Genomic DNA, 18283 nt, shown 5'->3' on the forward strand with positions numbered 1-18283 from the left:
CCGAGCGAAGGGCAGGTGGCTTGGCGCGCTTCCGTGACTTGCGTAACGGTTGCGCACTCTCTTCACGGGACGGGCCTGTTCTGTCAGGGGCACCGACGGTAACTTCCGCTTCGTAAAGGAAGTCACTCTGGAGGACACATGCACGGGCCCACACCGCCCCTGCCCCTACCCACCGACCAGCTCCGGTTCGCCATGCCGCCGATGCACGAATCGGCACAGGACGAGCGGCGGCACCGCAAGGAACGGCTGGCCGGGGCCCTGCGGATCTTCGGGCGACTGGGGTTCGAGGAGGGCGTCTCGGGGCACATCACCGCGCGCGACCCGGAATTCAGCGACTGTTTCTGGGTCAATCCGTTCGGGATGCCGTTCAAGCACGTCACGGTGAGTGACCTGGTGCTCGCCAACCAGGACGGGCAGGTGATCGAGGGCCGCTACCACGTGAACCAGGCCGCCTTCACCGTCCACGCGCAGGTGCACGCCGCCCGACCCGACGTCGTCGCGGTCGCGCACTGTCACTCCGTGCACGGCCGTGCGCTGGCCGCCCTCGGTGACCTGCTCGACCCGATCACCCAGGAGTCCTGCGCGTTCTACGAGGACCAGGCGCTCTACGACCACTACACGGGCGTCGCGGTGGACGCGGACGAGGGCCGCCGCATCGCCGGCGTGCTCGGCAGCCGCAAGGCACTCGTGCTGCGCAACCATGGTCTGCTGACGGTCGGCGACTCGGTCGACGCGGCGGCGTGGTGGTTCCTGTCGATGGAACGCTCGGCACAGGTGCAGCTCACCGCCAAGGCGGCAGGACGGCCGCTGATGATCGAGCACCGACTGGCCGCGGCGACGCGGGAACAGGCGGGCGGAGATCTGGTGGCGTGGATCAACTATCAGCCGCTGTGGCAGGACATCAGCAGGAGCGAGCCGGATCTGTTGAGCTGAACAGGGGCGCCCGAAAGGGGCGCGGGGAACTGCGCGACGTCTGCCGCAACAGAGCCACGGAACGGTGCAGGCCCGGCGTGACCAGGACCGCGCTGCCGTCGAAGGCCCAGGTCCCGTCCCGCTGGATGATCTCGGCCATGGGGAGATTCTCGCAGCCGGGTCAACACGGGCACCGCGACTTCACCCCGGGGTTCTCTTGCGCGGAGTGGACCTGCCGGACGCGGGCCGTGTTCCGTACGGCACAATGCGCTGTCATCGCAGGGCAGTTGTACGGCCGCACGGCTGTGGTAGCGAGCGGGCGTACGCACGACCCCCGGCGACGACTACGAGGTCGTCCACGAAGGCGCCCATGACAGCGCTGACAAGGCGCTGATGAAGGCGTCGACGACGACGATGACGACGGCGATGACGACAACGGCAATGACGACGGCGGCGAATGCCGAGGGACGCGGACGCGGAGGCGGACGCGGAGGCGGACGCGCGCGGGAAGGCGGGCTCGGGCGTGGCGGTGCAGGAGGCGAGAGGGGGCATGGGCGCGGGCGCCCATGAAGGCAGGTGCACGTGCGGGGACTGCCCGCACGGGGCGCGTGCGGGACATCGGCGTGCGGTCGCCGAGTTCCTGCTGAAGCGGGAGGAGTTCGCGTCCGGGCAGGGACTGCCCGCGGCCGTCGCGCACTCCGCGTCCGCCTCCCGGCAGTGGGTCTCCGACGAACTCACCCAGTCCGCGGCCCTGGTCGCCGAACGCGGCCGCGTCGAGGGCGAGGCCTGGCTCGCCCGTCTGTGGCTGCGCACGGCGATCGTCGTCTGGGTCGCCGTCGTGACCCTCCTCCTCGTCCAGTCCCTCACCGCGATCGGTGCGGGCTGGACGGTCGCCCGCACCGCCGGGCTGCTCGCCGCCCTGCTGGTGGCCACGGCCCTGACGGGCGCCGGATATCTGCACCGGGCACGCGGCGGAGCCCTCGCCCCCGTCATCGGCGAGGACAACCGCCTCTCCACCTCCCGCGCGATCGCGGCCGGGTGGGTGCTCTTCGTCGTCTTCGCGGTCCTCGTCCTGGTCGGCCGCCTGGCCGCCGCCTCCGACCACCGCGAACGCGACGCTCTCATCGCCGGCCTCGACCTCGCCCGCGGCGCGGGCATCGTGACCGTCCTGGCCGTCGTCTGCGGCATCGCGGTCCTGGTCCGCCGTGTCGTAGGCCTCCGAGTCCTGTCCCAACGTCTTCAGAAGGTCCGCGCCCACCGCCCCCGCGCCGCCGACCTCCTCACCGACGACTCGGGCCGAGGCAGCTTCACGGACATCCAGTACGTGATCATCTGCGCCGTCGCCCTCATCTTCGCGGCGGTCCGCCTGGCCCGCCGCCCCGACCAGCTCCCCGACCTCCCCTGGGGTTTGGCCCTCCTCGTCCTGGTCTCCGCAGCCACCTACGTCGCCGGTAAATACGCCGAGGGCGGCCGTCCCGTCATCCTCTCCGTCGTCCGCGCCCGCGAGGCCGGCGACCTCGACGCCCCCATCCGTAACGGCGACGACATCGAGATCCGCGGCGCCGGCTTCGTACCGCCGGGTGCCCAGACCGCCGACAGCCTCTCCCGCATGGTCGTCCGCATCGGCCCCGTCCACGTCCACGTCCCCCTCGTCCCCGTCGCCGGCGGCTTCGACAACCCCACCGACGCCGTCCTCACTGCCCCCGTCCCCGCCGACGTCGAACCCGGCAAGGTCGATGTCCAGGTCGTCACAGCCGCCGGCGTGGAAACCAACCGCTACACGATCGAGGTCTCAGCGGACTGAGCAACCGCCACACGGCGGGGGCCTCGGCGACATCAGCTCGGGCGGCATGAACTCGATCGGGTCCTGGGCCGGGGGTGGGGTCGAGGGCTGAGCCCGGTTGGATTGAGCCCGGTAGCCATGAGCCCGGATGGGCCCTTGGGGAGTCCGCCGCCGAGGCCACAGCCCGCCCCCGACAGAGCACCCCGACCCGGAAAAGTGCGCCCGAACCATTGAGCACCCCCACCCCTCCGAACGTATCGTCTCCTGAGGGGTCAACGGCACGGCGGACAAGAGGCGGCGCAGACCATGACTCACGGCATTCGCACGGACTCCCACACCCCCTACCTCGACGGCGGCCCCGACTGGCGGGACACAGCCACCCGCTACGCCCTGCTGCCCCTGCGCGTCTTCCTCGCCGTCACCTTCATCTACGCCGGCCTGGACAAACTCACCGACAGCGCGTTCCTGGCGGATTCCGGCTCCGGCTCCATCGGCGACATGATGAGCGCCGCAAGAGACTCCTCCGCCATCCCAGCCATGATCGACATGGCCCTCAACAACCCTGTCGGCTTCGGCTACGCCATCGCCCTCGGCGAACTCGCCGTCGGCATCGGCACCCTCCTCGGCCTCCTCACCCGCCTCGCCGCCTTCGGTGGCGCCCTGATCTCCCTCAGCCTCTGGCTGACAGTCAGCTGGTCGGCATCCCCGTACTACTACGGCAACGACCTCCCCTACCTCATGGCCTGGCTTCCCCTGATCCTCGCCGGCGCCCCGGTCCTCTCCGTGGACGCAGCCATCCGCTCCCGCCGCCACGGCGGCAGCAGGCACCGCGCGGGCGCCTACCGCTGAGCCCCCGCGGGCGCCTACCGCTGAACCTCTCAGCGCCCCGACCACGGCTCACCACCGCACCCGCACAGCTCGCCACGACGGCTCAACCTCAGCGCCCCAGCAGTCCCGGTTGAGCCCCGATGTGTCATGCGTCCGAGCTTCACCTCAGGGCACTGCCCGCCCGGCCGACACCGATGGAGCCAAGCCCCGTAGCGCTGCCTCCGGCAGGTACCGCGATCAGGGCTCGCCTCAGCCCGCACAGCAGACCGGCCGGTCGGCGGCAGACTCCGGCCGGCGCCGCACTGGCGGCGTCCTGGGAGGCCACGTCACGCATCCGGGCCGGACACTCGGCTCCTTCTTAGGGCGCCGCCCCTGCCCCCTTCCTGCCTCACCTCCCCCACTCTCCCGGCCGATCTTGCCGGTGCCGAGCCGACCCCTGCCGATCCCGCCCGTGCCCATCCCGCCCGGTCGCCCCCACGCGTCCCTGCCCCCGGGCAACTCGTGCCCCTCATGCTTGCTCTGCCACTCCCGCTCATCCCGCCACGCCCCGGCAGCTTCGACCCATCCGCGTGCTCCCGGCCGCTGCGGCCTGTCCCGCGGCCCCTCACGGACCTGCCACCCCCTTCGCACCCGTCGCGCCTTCAGCCCCCCGCCGCTCCTGTCGGTCCGGTCGTATCCCCTGGCCCCGTCGGCCCTATCGGTCCCATCGGACCCGTCCGTCCAGACGCCCGGCGTCCCCGTATCGCATGGTTCAGAAGACCCGCTGCCCCCGCCAGACACAGCCCTCCGACGACGAGCGGTATCACGACGAACCAAGGGGTTTCCCAGGCCTCTCCCGCGTCGCCGAGATACGCGACACCGGCGGTCGTGAGGAAGAGGCCGGCTATGAGCTTCCCCGGGCGGAACTCATGACGTAGCACGGGCCACCTCCGCCTGCCCAAGACCGACTTCGAGGTCGATGGTGAGCGTGCCGCCTCGGTCCGAACCCTTCTCGGGGGACAGCGTCAGCCGATCGCTCTTGTCGGGTGCCACGTCCACGTCCTCCTTGTCGTCGCCCGGCAACTGGATGTCACCGAGGCCCACCTCGACGTCGAGCCGCACGGTGACGTCGGGCGGGACCACCACCTTCACCTTGCCCGCGCCGACCTCCACGCTCGTCGTCAGCGTCTCTCCTTTCGGTATGTCCACATTGGACAGGTCCAGCGTGCCCACGCCGGTCCCCAGCTCGTACCGGGCCGCCACGCTCTCCGCGTTCCGCGGTGTCCAGGCTGTACGGACCCAGTCGGTGGTGATGTTCGTCGGGAGCGCCGCCGTGCATGCCAGGAGTCCAGCCGTGACCACGGCCAGGAAGATCGACCCCGCTCCCGTACGGCCGAGGAAGGCGCTCAGGGCTATGCCCAGGCCGAACACGGTCAGCGCGCAGGCCAGGCCGGTCTGCAGGCTGGTGGCGAGAGTGCGGTCCTCCCAGGTCGCGCCGGTGCCGAGGCCGCCGGCGAGCAGCGCGAGCAGGAAGATCCAGCCGCCTGTCCAGCGCGCACCACGCGGCTTGGGCGGCCGCACGGTGCGTATGTCCTGGCGGGAGGGCGGCATGCCCCGGGCGATGTTGACGGCCGCCGCCATGTCCCGGTCGCGAATCCCCCACGGCCCCCACAGATAGCCCGTGCCGCCCACATGCGTTCCGTCCTTGATGATCGGGTCGCGCCACCAGGAGGGGTAGGCGGAGGCCACAGGCGGTGCCTTCGCCTCCGGTGGAGCGTCGGCCGCGGCCTGTGCGGCGAGCGGATCGGGATAGGGGGCACCGCGCTGCTGCGACCAGTACCCCGCGCCGGCCAGGAGCAGGGAGACGACCACGGAGAAGGTCAGGACGGTCGTGTTGCTCAGCAGACTGAGGAAGACACCGCAGCCGACCAGGGCAAAGAGCACGGCCGTCAGGGCCTGGCCGTCGACCCGGCCGGTCAGCAGCTTGCGTACCTCGTTCTCCTCCTCGTCGTCGTACGGCACCAACAGCCAGGCGAAGCCGTAGAAGATGAGGCCGAAGCCGCCGGTCGCGGAGAGGACCGCGAGCACCACTCGGAAGATCACCGGATCCATGTCGCACTGCCGCCCGAGCCCGGCACAGACACCGCCCAACATCTGATATCGCCGGTCACGGCGGAACCTGTGCGGAGCGGCAGGCCAGCCGGCCGGATCGTCGGGGGCGGGGTGCCCCATGCCACCGGGGGTGGACGGGTTCGCGCCGGGGGAGGGACGGCCGGCGGCTCCGGCAGGGTCGGTGGTGGCCGCTTGATCCGCGGGTCTGCCCGCACTCGTGTGCGGGTGTGTGTCCGGCCGCGTCCCCGCCTCCGTGTGCGGGTGTGTGCCCGCGTCCCCGTGTGCGCGCGGTTTCTCTGCCCCCATGCCCGGTGGGGGCACGGCGTCCTGCGGCTCGGTGGCTGGCCGCATGGCGTCCGGACCCGAGCCGGGGCCCGGCTCCGCTGCCGCGTGCTGGTGATCCGTCATGCGTCCATCGTGACCGCCGAGCCGGTTCGATGGCAGTCGGGATGACCCTGGTCGAACCCTGATATCCGCCCGGGGATGCGTTCGATCATGGCTGGGCCGAAGATCAGGGGCGTCTCGGGGGTCGACCCTGATGCCTCGATCCGCCGTGCGTGTGAACATCGATGGCATGCCGGAAGCCGCAGCACTGCCAGTCGACACTCCGCGGCCCCCGCGCAAGCTCTACCGCAGCAGCGACGGACGCTGGCTCGGAGGCGTGGCGCGAGGGCTCGCCGGACATCTCGGCCTGCCCGTGACCTGGGTGCGGCTCGTGTTCGCCGGCCTCTTCCTGGCGGACGGCCTCGGTGCCCTGGTCTACGCGGCCTTCTGGTTCTTCGTCCCGCTCGGTGTGGGAGGCGTCGACAACCAACGGCCCCCGGCCATCGCCACCGAGACCTCTCCCGACGGCCGCCGCAGGCTCGTGGCCCGCAAGCCCGACCGCGGCCAGATGGTCGCCCTCCTCCTCATGGTCGTCGTGGCCATGGTCTTCGTCGGCAATGTGGACCTCGGCGAGGCCGCCAGGGCCTATCTCTGGCCGACCGTGCTCGTCGCGGCCGGCGTGGCCCTGGTCTGGCGTCAGGCGGACAACGCGCGGCGGGCCCGCTGGGCCGAGGTCGGCCGTCGGCGGCGCACGATCACGCTGCTCCGCTCCGTGGCCGGTGTCCTGCTGGTCACCGCGGGAGTGTCCGGGATATTCGTGTTGCAGGGCTCGGCCGCCCACCTCGGCTCGGTGCTGCAGGCCGCGCTCGCGGTCCTCGTGGGCATAACGCTGCTGGCCGGCCCCTACCTGGTCCGTATGACCCAGGACCTCTCCGAGGAGCGCCTGATGCGCATCCGCGCCCAGGAGCGTGCGGAGGTCGCGGCCCACGTCCACGACTCGGTGCTGCACACACTGACGCTGATACAGCGCAACGCGGACAGCCCGAACGAGGTCCGCCGCCTCGCCCGCGCCCAGGAGCGCGACCTGCGGAACTGGCTGTACAAACCCGAGGGCACAGGAAAGGACGAGGCCGACGAGCCCGACACCCTCGCCGAGGCCGTGCGGCGGAATGCTGCGGAGGTCGAGGACAAGCACGGCGTCCCCATAGAGGTCGTCGTCGTCGGCGACTGTCCCCTCGACGAAGGACTGACCGCGCAGATGCAGGCCGCGCGCGAGGCGATGGTGAACGCCGCCAAGTACGGTGGCGAGGGCGGCGCCGTGCAGGTCTTCGCGGAGGTCGAGGGAAGGACGGTCTTCGTGTCGGTCCGCGACCGCGGTCCCGGCTTCGACCTGGACGCGATACCCGCCGACCGCATGGGCGTCAGAGAATCGATCATCGGCCGCATGGAGCGCAACGGAGGCACGGCACGGCTCCGCGCCGTACCGGACGGCGGCACGGAGGTCGAGTTGGAGATGGAGAGGGCGGAGACGACGTCATGAGTGACGCGAACAGGGCGAACGATCTTGCCGCACAGGGCGGTTCGGGCACTGGCCCGGACGGGGAGCAGGGGGAGCAGGGAGGTCCGACCATGCGGGGCACGGATCCGGCCGAGGGCCTGTCCAACGAGTCCGGCAGGCTCGATGCGTCCGACGAGACCACCACGTCAGGCGATTCCGGCGTGACCGCCGTACCCGGGAAGTCCGCCACGGCCGGGTTGCCCGCTGAGGCCGGGACCGGGACCGGGGCGGGGGCCGGTGTCTCCGGGCCCGGGCGGCACGTCAGGGTAGTGCTGGTGGACGATCACCGGATGTTCCGTACGGGAGTGCAGGCCGAGATCGGGCAGACGGAGCGTACGGGGGTGGAGGTCGTGGGGGAGGCGCCCGACGTCGACCAAGCGGTTTCGGTGATCACCACTATGCGACCCGAGGTGGTGCTCCTCGATGTGCATCTGCCCGGTGGTGGTGGTGTCGAAGTCCTGCGCCGCTGTTCGGCGTTGATGGCGGATGCCGAGCAGCCCGTCCGGTTCCTCGCCCTGTCCGTGTCGGATGCGGCGGAGGACGTGATCGGCGTGATCCGGGGCGGTGCGCGCGGCTATGTCACCAAGACGATCACCGGCTCCGACCTCGTCGGATCCATCTTCCGGGTCCAGGAAGGTGACGCGGTCTTCTCCCCGCGCCTGGCCGGCTTCGTCCTCGACGCCTTCGCCTCCACCGACGCCCCGCCCGTCGACGAGGACCTCGACCGGCTCACCCAGCGTGAGCGCGAGGTGCTGCGTCTCATCGCCCGCGGCTATGCGTACAAGGAGATCGCCAAGCAGCTCTACATCTCGGTGAAGACGGTTGAGTCCCATGTCTCCGCCGTGCTCCGGAAGTTGCAGCTCTCCAACAGGCATGAGCTGACGAGGTGGGCGACGGCGCGACGCTTGGTGTGAGGGTGGGCAGGTCCTGTCACCGGTACCGGTGGGCGGCCGTCAGGTAGTCGCTGGTCGGGTCGAGGGGCGACCTGAGGGTGACGGGTGGATGGGTGGGTGGGTTGGCGTCGCCGGCCCGCCGCCGGGGTCGGTTGGTCGCCATCGCGGTCGCGCGTTCCGGCCTCAAGGCCGTCGAGGACGGCCTTGAGGATGAGCTCGGAGGTTCGGGCAGAGGCGGCGCAGCGCTCGGTGGTCCATCTCGACCGCGGCCCGAGCCGAGTCACTCCGTTCGCCGGTCGCCGTTTGATGTCGGTCGGCCCGAGCCGCCCCAGCGCATGGGTCGGCCCGAGCCGCCCGGCTTCAGGGAGCAGGCCGCCGCTGACCAGCTCAAGGCAGCCGGCTCACGCCGCCCGGCTCACGCCGCCCGGCTCACGCCACCCGTGTGGCCCCCACGTACGGCATCTCATCGAGGGGTGCCACGCGTACCGGGGCCGAGGGGTTTGGGGCGTGGATCATCTGGCCGTTGCCGATGTAGATGCCCACGTGGCTGATGCCGGAGTAGTAGAAGACGAGGTCGCCGGGGAGGAGTTCGGAGCGGGCGACGCGGCGACCGGCGTTGATCTGGGAGTAGGTGGTGCGAGGGAGGGAGACGCCGGCGGCGCGGTAGGCCGCCAGGGTGAGGCCGGAGCAGTCGAAGGCGTTGGGGCCGGTGGCGCCCCAGACATACGGGCTGCCGAGCTTGGAGTAGGCGTAGGAGACGGCCGCTGCGGCGCGGGAGTCGGGGGCGTCGGCGGTGGCGGGGGAGACCGGGCCGGTGAGGGTGCGCCGGGACGAGGCGGAGGAGCGCGAGACGTGCCCCGCGCCGCCGCCCGCCGTGTCGAGCCGCGCGCGGTCCTCGGTGGTGAGCCGGCCGAGCAGCTGCCGCGCTTCGGTCAGCTTGGAGGTGACGGTCTTCTTGTGCCGCTTCAGCTCCGTCTGCCGGGTCTTGAGCGTGCCCAGTTCGATGCGGGCGGCCCCGCGCAGCCGTTCGATCTCCAGCAACTGCCTCCGTACGCTCGCCACGTCCGCCGACTGCCGGCTGCCGACGCGCTCGGCGAGGGCGGCGCCGTCCAGGTACTGGTCCGGGTCGGCGGAGAGCGCAAGTTGCCAGGAGGGGTCCATGCCCCCGCCCCGGTACTGCGCCGCCGCCAGCGAACCGAGTTCGTCCCGAGCCGAGTTGAGCCGTTCGGTGCGGCGGGCGGCCTGGTCGCGCAGCTCTTCGAGGTTCTCCTGGGCCTTGTCGGCCTTCTCCTTCGCGCCGTTGTACTTCTCTGTGGCGACCTCAGCCTCTTGGTACAGCTTGTCCACTTTCGCCTTCACCTGGTCAGGCGTGAGCTGTGGATCGGCGTGCCCGGTGCCGTCGAAACCGGTCGCGGTCGCCGCGCCCGCGAGGGCGAACGTAGCGGCCGTGCGGACCGTATGGCCGCCGAGTGAGCGCTGTCTGGGCTTGCGGTGCGCTGCCACGTGGAGTGCATGTCCTCTCCGTACGACCGCCGTCCGCAGTACGAACATCGTCTGTCCGTACGGACCGCCTGGGGGGAGCGGTTACACGTCCGGCGGCGGCCCGCACAGGGGGAGCGGGACGCCGCCGGACCTTCTCGGCGGTGGTGTCCGACTGCCGCCCCTGGCCAGGGCGGCGGTGGGGAGCCGGTCACCTGAGGGAGGACGTTAAACCTGACTGTGAGCGCACCGTAACGCGTTGTGCGGAAGTGGCGTGCACCGACCGCGAGGTGACCGTATGTGACCGTGATCCCACCCCGGCGCCATCGGCTTCACGCTGCGCGATGACCGATGTGGCCATTTCGGACCATAAGGGGGTGTGGTGGTGCTATGTGGCGCATATATGCAAGATCATCACGGCTCATCAACGGGCACCGCGGCCATCACAGATAATATGGACGCCGCGGACGCCGCGGACGCCGCGGACGCCGCGGACGCCGCGGACGCCGCGGACGCCAGAGGCGCCCGAAGTGCCATCTGGGGCCCCGGGTGCGTTGCTGTGTCCCGCCCCGGCGCCCGGCGGGACACAGTCCTCTTATTAGGCTCCGCGCATGGACGTACTCATCCACATCCTCGTCGCCCTCCACATCATCGGCATCGCCTCCCTCCTGGGTGGATTCCTCACCCAGATGAAGGCCATGGGCCAGGGCGCCGCCCGCTTCGTCCCCTCCATGCTCCACGGCGCCCTGACCATGCTCGTCACCGGCGTGCTCCTCGTCGGCCTCAACCAGGCCGATGACCAGCCCGTCAACAACATCAAGATCGGTGTCAAACTCGCACTGCTGATCGTGATCCTGGGGCTCGTCTACGTGAAACGGGACGAAGAGACGGTGGAGAAGCCGCTGTTCGGTCTGGTGGGCGCGCTGACCACCGCGAACATCTTCATCGCGGTGCTCTGGACCTGAGGACCCACGCCCCTTCGGGGACTGCCAAACGAGTGCTGCAACCGGGTTGGTTGAGGCTACTGACGTGCCGTCGACAGGCGGCCGTCGAAGGTGATGTCGAAGGCGTTCAGTGCGGTCTTCCAGCGCACGGTCCAGCGTGCCTGACCTTTGCCGGTGGGATCGAGCGACGTGATCGCCATGTAGACGCATGTCAACGCGGCCTGCCTCGTTGGGGAAGTGTCCGCGGGCCTTGACCGCCCGGCGGATCCGCGCGTTCACCGACTCGATCGCATTCGTCGTGCAGACGATGCGGCGGATCTCGGTGTCGAACCGCAGGAACGGGGTGAACTCCTCCCAGGCGTTCTCCCACAGTTTCGCGATCGCCGGATACTTCCGGCCCCAGGCATCGGCGAACTCGGCGGACTCGGCGAACCGTTCCAGGGCCGCCTCTTACCGAGCCGGGCGGCGTGCTCGACGAGGTGCTGGCGGTAGCCGCCGTCGACCCAGACTTGGCGGACCGAGGGGTGGGCGGCCGCGACCTGGTCGACCAGGGTGGGTGCCGGCGGCGGAGTCCTGCAAGGCTCGCGGCCGTGACCAGCACCGCGAGCAGCGGTCCGAGGGTGTCGGTGACGATGCTCCGCTTGCGGCCCACGATCTTCTTCGCCGCGTAGGTGCCCTGCCCGGCGGCCCGGGACGCTGGTAGAGGTCTTCACGCTCTGTGCGTCGATCACACACGCGGACGGCTCCGCCCGCTTGCCCTCCTTCTGTCGTAACAGGCTGCGCAGTACGCCGGTGAGCTGGGCTAACGCGCCGTCCTTCTGCCACTTGGCGAGGTAGCCGTAGCAGGTCTGGAAGGGCGGGAAGTCGTGCGGTAAGCAGCGCCCCTGCACGCCGGTGGGATCCACGTACAGGATCGCGTTCATGATCTCGCGCAGATCGTGCTCGGGCGGGCGCCCGATGTCCAGGGCATGCCGACGGCGCTCGGCCCGCCAGGCGCTCATCACCACCGGCAAGAAGACAAGAAGAAGGACAGCACGCCTCGCCCGCGACCGTCATGCGCATGCTGCGCGAGCACGACGAACAGACCACCGCGCCGTTGGCGTCGTAGGTAATTGGCTGCCCTCCACCTCCGGCGAGGGGGGCAAGATCGTCCCCATGACCGCCGAACGAAAATTCGCCGATGCCGAAACCCTGACCCCGGTGCTGCGGGAGGTCTTCGGCACCGACCGCCGCATCACCGCCGTCGACCGCCTGCGCAACGGCACCAAGAAGGGTGTCTACCGTGTCACGCTGGACGACGCCACGAGCACGATCGTCTATGTCTGGAACGCCGACGAGGACTACTGGGACGGGCTGCTTCCGGACGGTCACGACGACCCGTCGAACCCGTTCGCCCACGCCTCCGGCATCGAGTTCTTCGAGGGTGCCACCCGTCGGCTGGAAGCGATAGGAGCTCGTTCACCGCGGCTGTTGCTCGCCGACCGCAGCAGGAATCTGTACCCGGCCGACATCGCCGTCGCGGAGGACGTCCGCGGCGGAACGCTGGAGGCCCTGCTGGAACACGATCCGGACGCCGGCCGGCGAACGCTCGCACAGCTCTCAGACATGCTGAGGCGCATGCACGCCTACCGCGCGCCGGCGTTCGGGCGGGTGGCGTGGATCGATGGTGGGGGCGCGCCGCCGGACATGACCTGCGAGCAGGCCTACCTGGAGCGCACGCTGGTGAACATTGCCACCGCCGTGCCCCGTGACGTCCGAGCGGCCGAAGGCGAGGCGATGCTGGAGGAGAAGCTCCGCACCCTGCACGCCGCACTCGAACCGCGCGCAGAGCTGGGCGTGGTCCACGGCGAGCTCTGCGCGGAACACACCCTCGTCGGGCCTGACGGGGAGCCCGTCATCATCGACATCGAGGGCCTGATGTACACCGATATCGAAGTGGACCACTGCTGGATGCGGATGCGCTTCGGCCCACACTACGAGGCACTCCGCAACCCAGACCTCGACCCGCGGCGCGTCAAGTACTACCAGTACGTCATGCACCTGGACCTGGTCGGCGGCCCGCTTCGCATCGCCGAGGGCGACTTCCCGAACCGGAAGTGGATGCTCGGCGTCGCGGACTTCCATCTACAGAAGGCGCTCGCCTACGAGGCATGAGCCGGCCGTAGGTCTTCGGCCGATCGCGGCTTCACACCGGCGCGGTGGGAAACAGCGCTCCGGGAGCCAGTTCCGACCTGGTGGCGATGACATCCTTGGGCGGGGTGAGGTCCAAGTGCCAGTCGCCGAAGCGGCGTATCGTGCGCGCGATCAGCGGGCTGACGGGTGGCCAGGTCGTCGGGGTCCACGGCGTGGCCCTCGGCGGTGAGGGCGTTGGCGGCATCGGTAGTGTCCAGCGCGGTGGAGTGGACCGCGCAGTTGGCGATCAGCTCGTCGAATTTGACGACTCGCTCCTGGTAGTCCGGGTCGTTGTGGCCGATCAGCCGTCCGCCGATCATCAGATGCGCAGCGAAGCCGTGGAACGCCTCCGTGTGGTTGGTGATCGCGGTGATCTGGTCACGCAGCTCGGACTCGGACAGGTATCGAAGGAGCGTCACGGTCCTGACGACCCTGCCCAATTCGCGCAGCGCCTTGATCGGAATCGAGGACCTGCACGGCGTCGGCTTGTCCGGCCAAGAGCCTTGCAAGATCACCGCTGCCGGAACAGACGTCCAGGGCGAGGTCGAAGCGCCTCGGCAACTGCCGCAGGATCCAGCGATGGTAGTGGGCATTGTGATCCCAGGGATAAGCGGCGTTGAACCGTTCAAGAGCCCGCAGGACACGAGGTGACAAGATCTTCATCGCCTCAGTCCATCAAGTCTCTGTGGCATGCACGCCCTGTTCCGGGACAAAGATCACTCGCTCCCGGTCTGTCGGACGCAGTACGGGAGCGAGTTGAAAACACCGACTCAGGTGATTCCGAGCAGCGCCGAAACGGCCGTCTCTGTGACTACGCCCGTTTCGCCTCCGAATCCTGCGGCAGCGGGTCCTCCGCTCCATCGTGGGGAGAACCGACAGGGTCCATCTGTCTCCAGGCCGGGAAGATCACCGGACACAGTGTGGCAAGCAGATATACACCGCCAGCCGTCAGCAGAGCACAGGGCAGGCCGGTCGAATCCACGAGGAAGCCCGCGGCCAGTCCGCCCAGCGGAGTGACCATCTGGACCGCCGCCGTTGTCGCACTCAGCACGCGGCTGCGCAGATCCTCCGGCACCGTCTCATACGTCACGGTGGCCATGATGGGGTTGAGTACACCGAAGGCAAGACCCTCTACCGCCATGATCACGGCCAGCGGGGTGAAGGTGTCAGTGAAGGCGGCCACCACGAAGCGCGGCAGGCCCCCGATGAGAAAAGCGATCGTGAACACGGGCCACCGCCGAAAGCGGCTGCCCACCGCCCCATAGACCAGCGCCCCCGTGAGAGCGCAAACCCCGAACGCCGCGTTGAGCAGACCGAGATCGACGGCACCGTCAAGCTCCTCACGAGCGTGCACGGGGAGGAGCACGGCGCTCCATCCCTGGTCGAGGCCCCTGGTGACCAGCGTCATCAGGCACAGGCCCAACAACAGCGGCGAAGCCGCCACGAAACGGTAGCCGGCCGCGAGTTCACGACGGTAGACACGCAGCGACGTCGGCTCGGCCCGTCGTTGGGCCTGCGCCTCGGGCAGGCCGCGCACTCCGAACGCGAACAGTGGCGCCGCCACGGCGAAGGTCGCGGCATCCACCAACAGGACGTTCTCGGCTCCGAGTACGGCGATCAGCACACCTCCGAGAGCGGATGCCGTCAGCGCCGCACAGCGTGCCGCGCCGTCGTACAGCCCGGCAGCCCTGGCCAGCGGCATTCCGGCACGTTCGGCGAGCGTGGGCAACAGCACGCCGCGAGCTGTTTCACCCGGCGCACGGCACAGCCCTGTCATCGCCATCAGCACACACAGCATCCAGAACTGCAGGATGCCGGCGAACTGCAGCAGTGGGATCGCTCCAACGGCGACACCGCAAGCGAGATCCGAGGCGACACTCACCCGCCGTCGCCCCATCCGGTCGATGACCGGACCGGTGATGAGCGCGGCGAGCACTGCGGGCAGCAGGGTGCAGAACGCGACGATCCCGGCCTTGGAGGCGCTGCCCGTGCTCTGCAGCACGAACCACGGCACGCCCGTGTATGTGAGGCAATTCCCTGCGATCGAAACGAGGTTGGCGGCAAGAACCGTTGCCAGAGGGCGGCGATCAACCGTCCCGAAGTATTCGGACACTACGGTGGTCTCCCATAGGGGGAAGCGCCCACCGTGAACGAAGCAGGTCAGCCGGTGGGCGAAGCGAAGTGGTCGGCGTCTGGCGCGCATGGCGAGGCGCACCGCGGTGCGGTGTTCACAAGCAGCGCCTCCAACACTTCGCCGGGATGACCACCCGGCACTCCATGCATTGTGGCGTCGGGCATCGGCCCTCCGCAACGACGATCCGTCGCAATGGACGAGCTCACACAGGCAATTGACCGAGTTGCGCCCATGAGGACAGATCTGCTGACCATCTGGATCTCGGAGCGCCATGCTTCAAGGCGCTAGGAAGAAAAACACATACTTAGCGATCAGATCGCTCGGAAATATCGATGAGAACTGAAACACAGGGCACATCCAGCTGTCGTTGTGTGACCTGTTCCGGCATCGCCTGCCGGTGATCTTCGCTGGTACGGTCCGGTCATGGCGCGCCTAGCGGAAGTTCCTGGGTACGTACGTTTCTGGACCGCCTCGGCTGTGTCGGCTTTCGGTTCTCAGGTCACGGGGCTGGCCTTGCAGATCCTTACCGCGGTGACGCTGAGCGCATCCGCCACGGAGGTAGGCATCGTCAACGCCGCGCGCTGGGTCCCGTATCTGCTCTTCGGACTCATAGCCGGCGTCTTGGTGGACCGCTGGCGACGCAAGCCGATGATGGTCGCCACGGATCTCGGGAGGGCAGTACTGCTCGGTGCGATACCCGTGCTGTATGCGCTGGATCTGCTCAGCATTCCCGCGCTGTGCGCGTTCGTCTTCGCGTTCGGGGTGCTGTCTTTGCTGTTCGAGGCGGCGAACCAGTCGTATGTGCCACAGCTGGTACCGAAAGAGCTGCTCAACGCGGGGTACGCCCGTGTGCAACAGGCCGACGCGGTGGCCGGCTCGACCGGCCCTCTCATCGCCGGGGTACTGATCAAAATCATGGGCGCGCCCCTTGCCGTACTGGTGGACGCCCTCACCTATCTGCTATCCGGCCTGCTCCTCGCCTCGGTGAAGGCGCCTGCCCCCGTCCCCGATCGAGGCGCACGGCGCAGCCTGGCCAGCGAGCTGCGCGAGGGCGTGGCATGGGTCTACCGGCATCGCACGCTGACGTCCATCGCCCTGACCTCGCACGCGATGCTCCTCTTCAACAGCATGGTGAGCACGGTCTTCGTGGTCTTCGCCCTGCACGGCCTCAGGATCGGCGAATTCGGTCTGGGGGTCACCTATGCCTGCGCGAGTGTCGGCGTATTACTCGGCGGTGCGCTCTCCGGGCGCGTGGCCGGAAGACTGGACGTCGGCGCCACCCTGATCGCCTTCCGCCTGCTCGCCGCCATCGGCTGGCTGCCCCTGGTCCTGGCCGAGCGCGGACCGTGGGCGCTTGCCTCCGTGTCGCTCGCCTTCTTTCTCGTGTCCCTGGCCATCGGCATCGAAAGCCCGGTGGAGATGAGCTACCGCCAGGCGGTGACACCCGACCGGCTGCGCGGGCGGATGAACGCGACGATCCGCTCGATGAACTGGGGAATGGTAGCGGTGGGGGCACCGCTTGGCGGAGTAATCGCCGACCAGGTCAGCTATCGCTTCGCCCTGTGGATCGGACTGTCCGGGGCAGTCGTCCAGGCGCTCGCGCTGGCAGTTTCTCCTACCCGCAGGGCCCGTGCTGCCGACGAACTCGATCCCTCGACAGCTGACCCGACACGGCGCGGCGCAGCAGCTGCTGCCGAGGAGGCCAAGGACTGATCAACTCGCCATGGCGTCTTGCGCCCGGCCCGACCTGGCGTCACTCCAGCCTCATCCCGCAGAGCACGTCAATGCTCCTACCCCGCAAGCCCTCAAGTGTCGCCAGAACCCAGCTTTCACCAACACATCCACGCCACCCGGCTGCCGGCCGTCTCACCGACTTCGCGTCACGCGCAACGTAGGCGCAGAGTCAGTGAGAAAGCGCAAAGTGGCAAGGGAACCTACACGTGCCGTTACGCAGGCCGCACCACGCTGTGGATCGACGACTCCCCGTCGTAGAAGACCGACTCCTCGCGGACGTACGTCCCCGGATTCGGGGCGTGGATCATCATGCCGTTGCCGATGTAGAGGCCGACGTGGCTGATGTTGTCGTAGAAGAAGACCAGGTCACCGGGTCTGGCGTTGGCGAGGGAGACGGCGGTGCCGGAGGTGGCCTGGTCGTAGGTCGTGCGGGGGATATCGACGCCGGCGGCCTTCCAGGCGGCCTGGGCGAGGCCGGAACAGTCGTAGGAGCCGGGGCCGGTGGCGCCCCAGACGTACGGCTTGCCGATCTGCGCGCGGGCGAAGGCGAGGGCCTTGGTGGCCTTCGAGGCGTAGGTCGAGTCCTCGGCCGGGGCGACGGTCTCGGAGGTGGCGTCGGCGGACGTCTCGGCGCCGGTGGAGGTCTCCTCCTGGGTTCCCTGGGTTCCCTGGCCGCCTTGGGCTTCCTGGGTCTCCTGGGGCGCCCAGGTCGTCGGCTGTGCCGCCTGCTGCCGCGCGAGTTCCTCTGCCTTGCGGTCGGCCTCCTCCTGCTCGCGCTGTTCGAGCGCGGCGAGCCGGGCCTTCTCGCCGGCGGTGATGGTGGAGAGCAGTTCGCGGGCCTCGGCGAGCTTCGCCTGGACCTTGGCCTTTTTGGCCTTGAGGGTGTTCTGTGACTCGGTGAGCTGTTCGAGGCCGTCGCTCGCCTCCTGGCGCTGCTCCGTCGCCTCCGCCTGCTGGGTGACGTACGCGTCGACGGAGTCCTGCCGGCGGTCCGTCAACCGGTCCATCAGCTGGTTCTGGTCGAGGTGGTCCTGTGGGTCATCCGCCAGGAGCAGCGAGGCCTGGTCGGGGGCGGCCGCGCCCGTGCGGTACTGATCCGTGGCGAGCGGACCGAGATCCTCCCGCGCCTCGTTGAGTTTCTCCGTGCGCTTGGCGACGCCGTCGAGGAGGGTGTCGACCTGCTTCTTCTGCTTGGTCGTCTTCTCCTTGGCCGCGTTGTAGTTCTCGGTCGCCGAACCTGCCTGGCGGTAGAGGGCGTCGACCTTCTTCTCGACCTCCTCCAGGCTCGGCTTGGCGTCGGCCGAGGGGGCGGCGGTGGCCGTCTGGGAGAGCAGGGCCACGGAGGTGAGGGCGGCCGTGGCGAGAGCGGGGGTGCGTATGCCCGCGCGCGTTCCGGCCGGACGCGGCTTGCGGTGCGGCGCCATGGTTCGG

At 69.4% G+C, this 18283-nt stretch carries 14 protein-coding genes and 4 pseudogenes; 8 read left to right on the top strand and 10 right to left on the bottom strand.

Annotated features, from left to right (window positions below; all coding sequences use genetic code 11):
• Positions 1-138: 138 nt before the first annotated feature.
• A complete protein-coding gene (locus tag OG858_RS28530) occupies positions 139-933 on the top strand; it encodes a class II aldolase/adducin family protein (protein ID WP_086746295.1) in 795 nt (264 codons plus the stop codon).
• Positions 934-966: 33 nt separating this feature from the next.
• Here the strand turns inward: OG858_RS28530 and OG858_RS28535 are convergent.
• Positions 967-1072 (bottom strand): annotated as a pseudogene (locus OG858_RS28535) (DUF4429 domain-containing protein); the annotation flags it as partial.
• Between the two features lie 390 nt (positions 1073-1462).
• On the opposite strand from OG858_RS28535, the gene OG858_RS28540 reads away from it, so the two are divergent.
• Positions 1463-2716, top strand: coding sequence for a hypothetical protein (locus OG858_RS28540; RefSeq protein ID WP_319068154.1), 1254 nt, complete (start codon positions 1463-1465; stop codon positions 2714-2716).
• Between the two features lie 285 nt (positions 2717-3001).
• Positions 3002-3544, top strand: coding sequence for a DoxX family protein (locus OG858_RS28545; RefSeq protein WP_086754491.1), 543 nt, complete (start codon positions 3002-3004; stop codon positions 3542-3544).
• An 885-nt stretch (positions 3545-4429) separates the two neighbouring features.
• Here the strand turns inward: OG858_RS28545 and OG858_RS28555 are convergent.
• A complete protein-coding gene (locus tag OG858_RS28555) occupies positions 4430-6022 on the bottom strand; it encodes a PspC domain-containing protein (RefSeq protein WP_328544290.1) in 1593 nt (530 codons plus the stop codon).
• A 166-nt stretch (positions 6023-6188) separates the two neighbouring features.
• On the opposite strand from OG858_RS28555, the gene OG858_RS28560 reads away from it, so the two are divergent.
• Together OG858_RS28560 and OG858_RS28565 are read left to right on the top strand one after the other, a co-directional pair.
• Complete coding sequence (locus OG858_RS28560; RefSeq protein ID WP_256961171.1) at positions 6189-7478, top strand: ATP-binding protein; 1290 nt, start codon at positions 6189-6191, stop codon at positions 7476-7478.
• 89 nt (positions 7479-7567) lie between these two features.
• Positions 7568-8410 (top strand): LuxR C-terminal-related transcriptional regulator, encoded by an 843-nt coding sequence (locus OG858_RS28565; protein ID WP_408059494.1) that lies wholly within the window; start codon positions 7568-7570, stop codon positions 8408-8410.
• Between the two features lie 16 nt (positions 8411-8426).
• Here OG858_RS28565 and OG858_RS28570 read toward each other — a convergent pair whose 3' ends face one another.
• Together OG858_RS28570 and OG858_RS28575 are read right to left on the bottom strand one after the other, a co-directional pair.
• Positions 8427-8552 carry a hypothetical protein gene (locus OG858_RS28570; protein WP_328544288.1) on the bottom strand — a complete coding sequence of 42 codons (126 nt, stop codon included), beginning with the start codon at positions 8550-8552 and terminating at the stop codon, positions 8427-8429.
• A 266-nt stretch (positions 8553-8818) separates the two neighbouring features.
• On the bottom strand, positions 8819-9892 hold the full coding sequence (locus OG858_RS28575; RefSeq protein WP_319265983.1) for a C40 family peptidase: 1074 nt from the start codon (positions 9890-9892) through the stop codon (positions 8819-8821).
• A 587-nt stretch (positions 9893-10479) separates the two neighbouring features.
• Here OG858_RS28575 and OG858_RS28580 point away from each other — a divergent pair.
• On the top strand, positions 10480-10833 hold the full coding sequence (locus tag OG858_RS28580; protein WP_086748583.1) for a hypothetical protein: 354 nt from the start codon (positions 10480-10482) through the stop codon (positions 10831-10833).
• Positions 10834-10889: 56 nt separating this feature from the next.
• On the opposite strand, the pseudogene OG858_RS28585 reads toward OG858_RS28580, so the two are convergent.
• A pseudogene (locus tag OG858_RS28585) lies at positions 10890-11229 on the bottom strand (transposase); the annotation flags it as partial.
• A 35-nt stretch (positions 11230-11264) separates the two neighbouring features.
• Positions 11265-11825, bottom strand: a pseudogene (locus OG858_RS28590) (transposase); the annotation flags it as partial.
• A gap of 142 nt (positions 11826-11967) precedes the next feature.
• Between OG858_RS28590 and OG858_RS28595 the strand changes: the two are divergent.
• The gene (locus OG858_RS28595; RefSeq protein WP_328544287.1) at positions 11968-12966 is read left to right on the top strand and encodes a phosphotransferase; all 999 of its coding nucleotides are present in this window, start codon (positions 11968-11970) and stop codon (positions 12964-12966) included.
• On the opposite strand, the gene OG858_RS28600 is transcribed toward OG858_RS28595, so the two are convergent.
• From OG858_RS28600 to OG858_RS28610, 3 genes and pseudogenes are all read right to left on the bottom strand, one after another.
• On the bottom strand, positions 12954-13499 hold the full coding sequence (locus tag OG858_RS28600; protein ID WP_330346573.1) for a Tn3 family transposase: 546 nt from the start codon (positions 13497-13499) through the stop codon (positions 12954-12956). The genes OG858_RS28595 and OG858_RS28600 overlap by 13 nt on opposite strands.
• Positions 13441-13647: pseudogene (locus tag OG858_RS28605) on the bottom strand (SAM-dependent methyltransferase); the annotation flags it as partial. The pseudogene OG858_RS28605 and the gene OG858_RS28600, both read right to left, overlap by 59 nt.
• Positions 13648-13795: 148 nt before the next feature.
• Positions 13796-15148, bottom strand: a complete 1353-nt coding sequence (locus OG858_RS28610; RefSeq protein ID WP_327726064.1) for an MFS transporter — start codon at positions 15146-15148, stop codon at positions 13796-13798.
• A 393-nt stretch (positions 15149-15541) separates the two neighbouring features.
• Between OG858_RS28610 and OG858_RS28615 the strand changes: the two genes are divergently transcribed.
• Positions 15542-16831 (top strand): MFS transporter, encoded by a 1290-nt coding sequence (locus OG858_RS28615; RefSeq protein WP_328544286.1) that lies wholly within the window; start codon positions 15542-15544, stop codon positions 16829-16831.
• 233 nt (positions 16832-17064) lie between these two features.
• Here OG858_RS28615 and OG858_RS28620 read toward each other — a convergent pair whose 3' ends face one another.
• Positions 17065-18276 (bottom strand): C40 family peptidase, encoded by a 1212-nt coding sequence (locus tag OG858_RS28620; RefSeq protein WP_319318818.1) that lies wholly within the window; start codon positions 18274-18276, stop codon positions 17065-17067.
• Positions 18277-18283: the final 7 nt, after the last annotated feature.

This window comes from Streptomyces europaeiscabiei (genome assembly GCF_036346855.1).
Lineage (GTDB): Bacteria > Actinomycetota > Actinomycetes > Streptomycetales > Streptomycetaceae > Streptomyces > Streptomyces europaeiscabiei.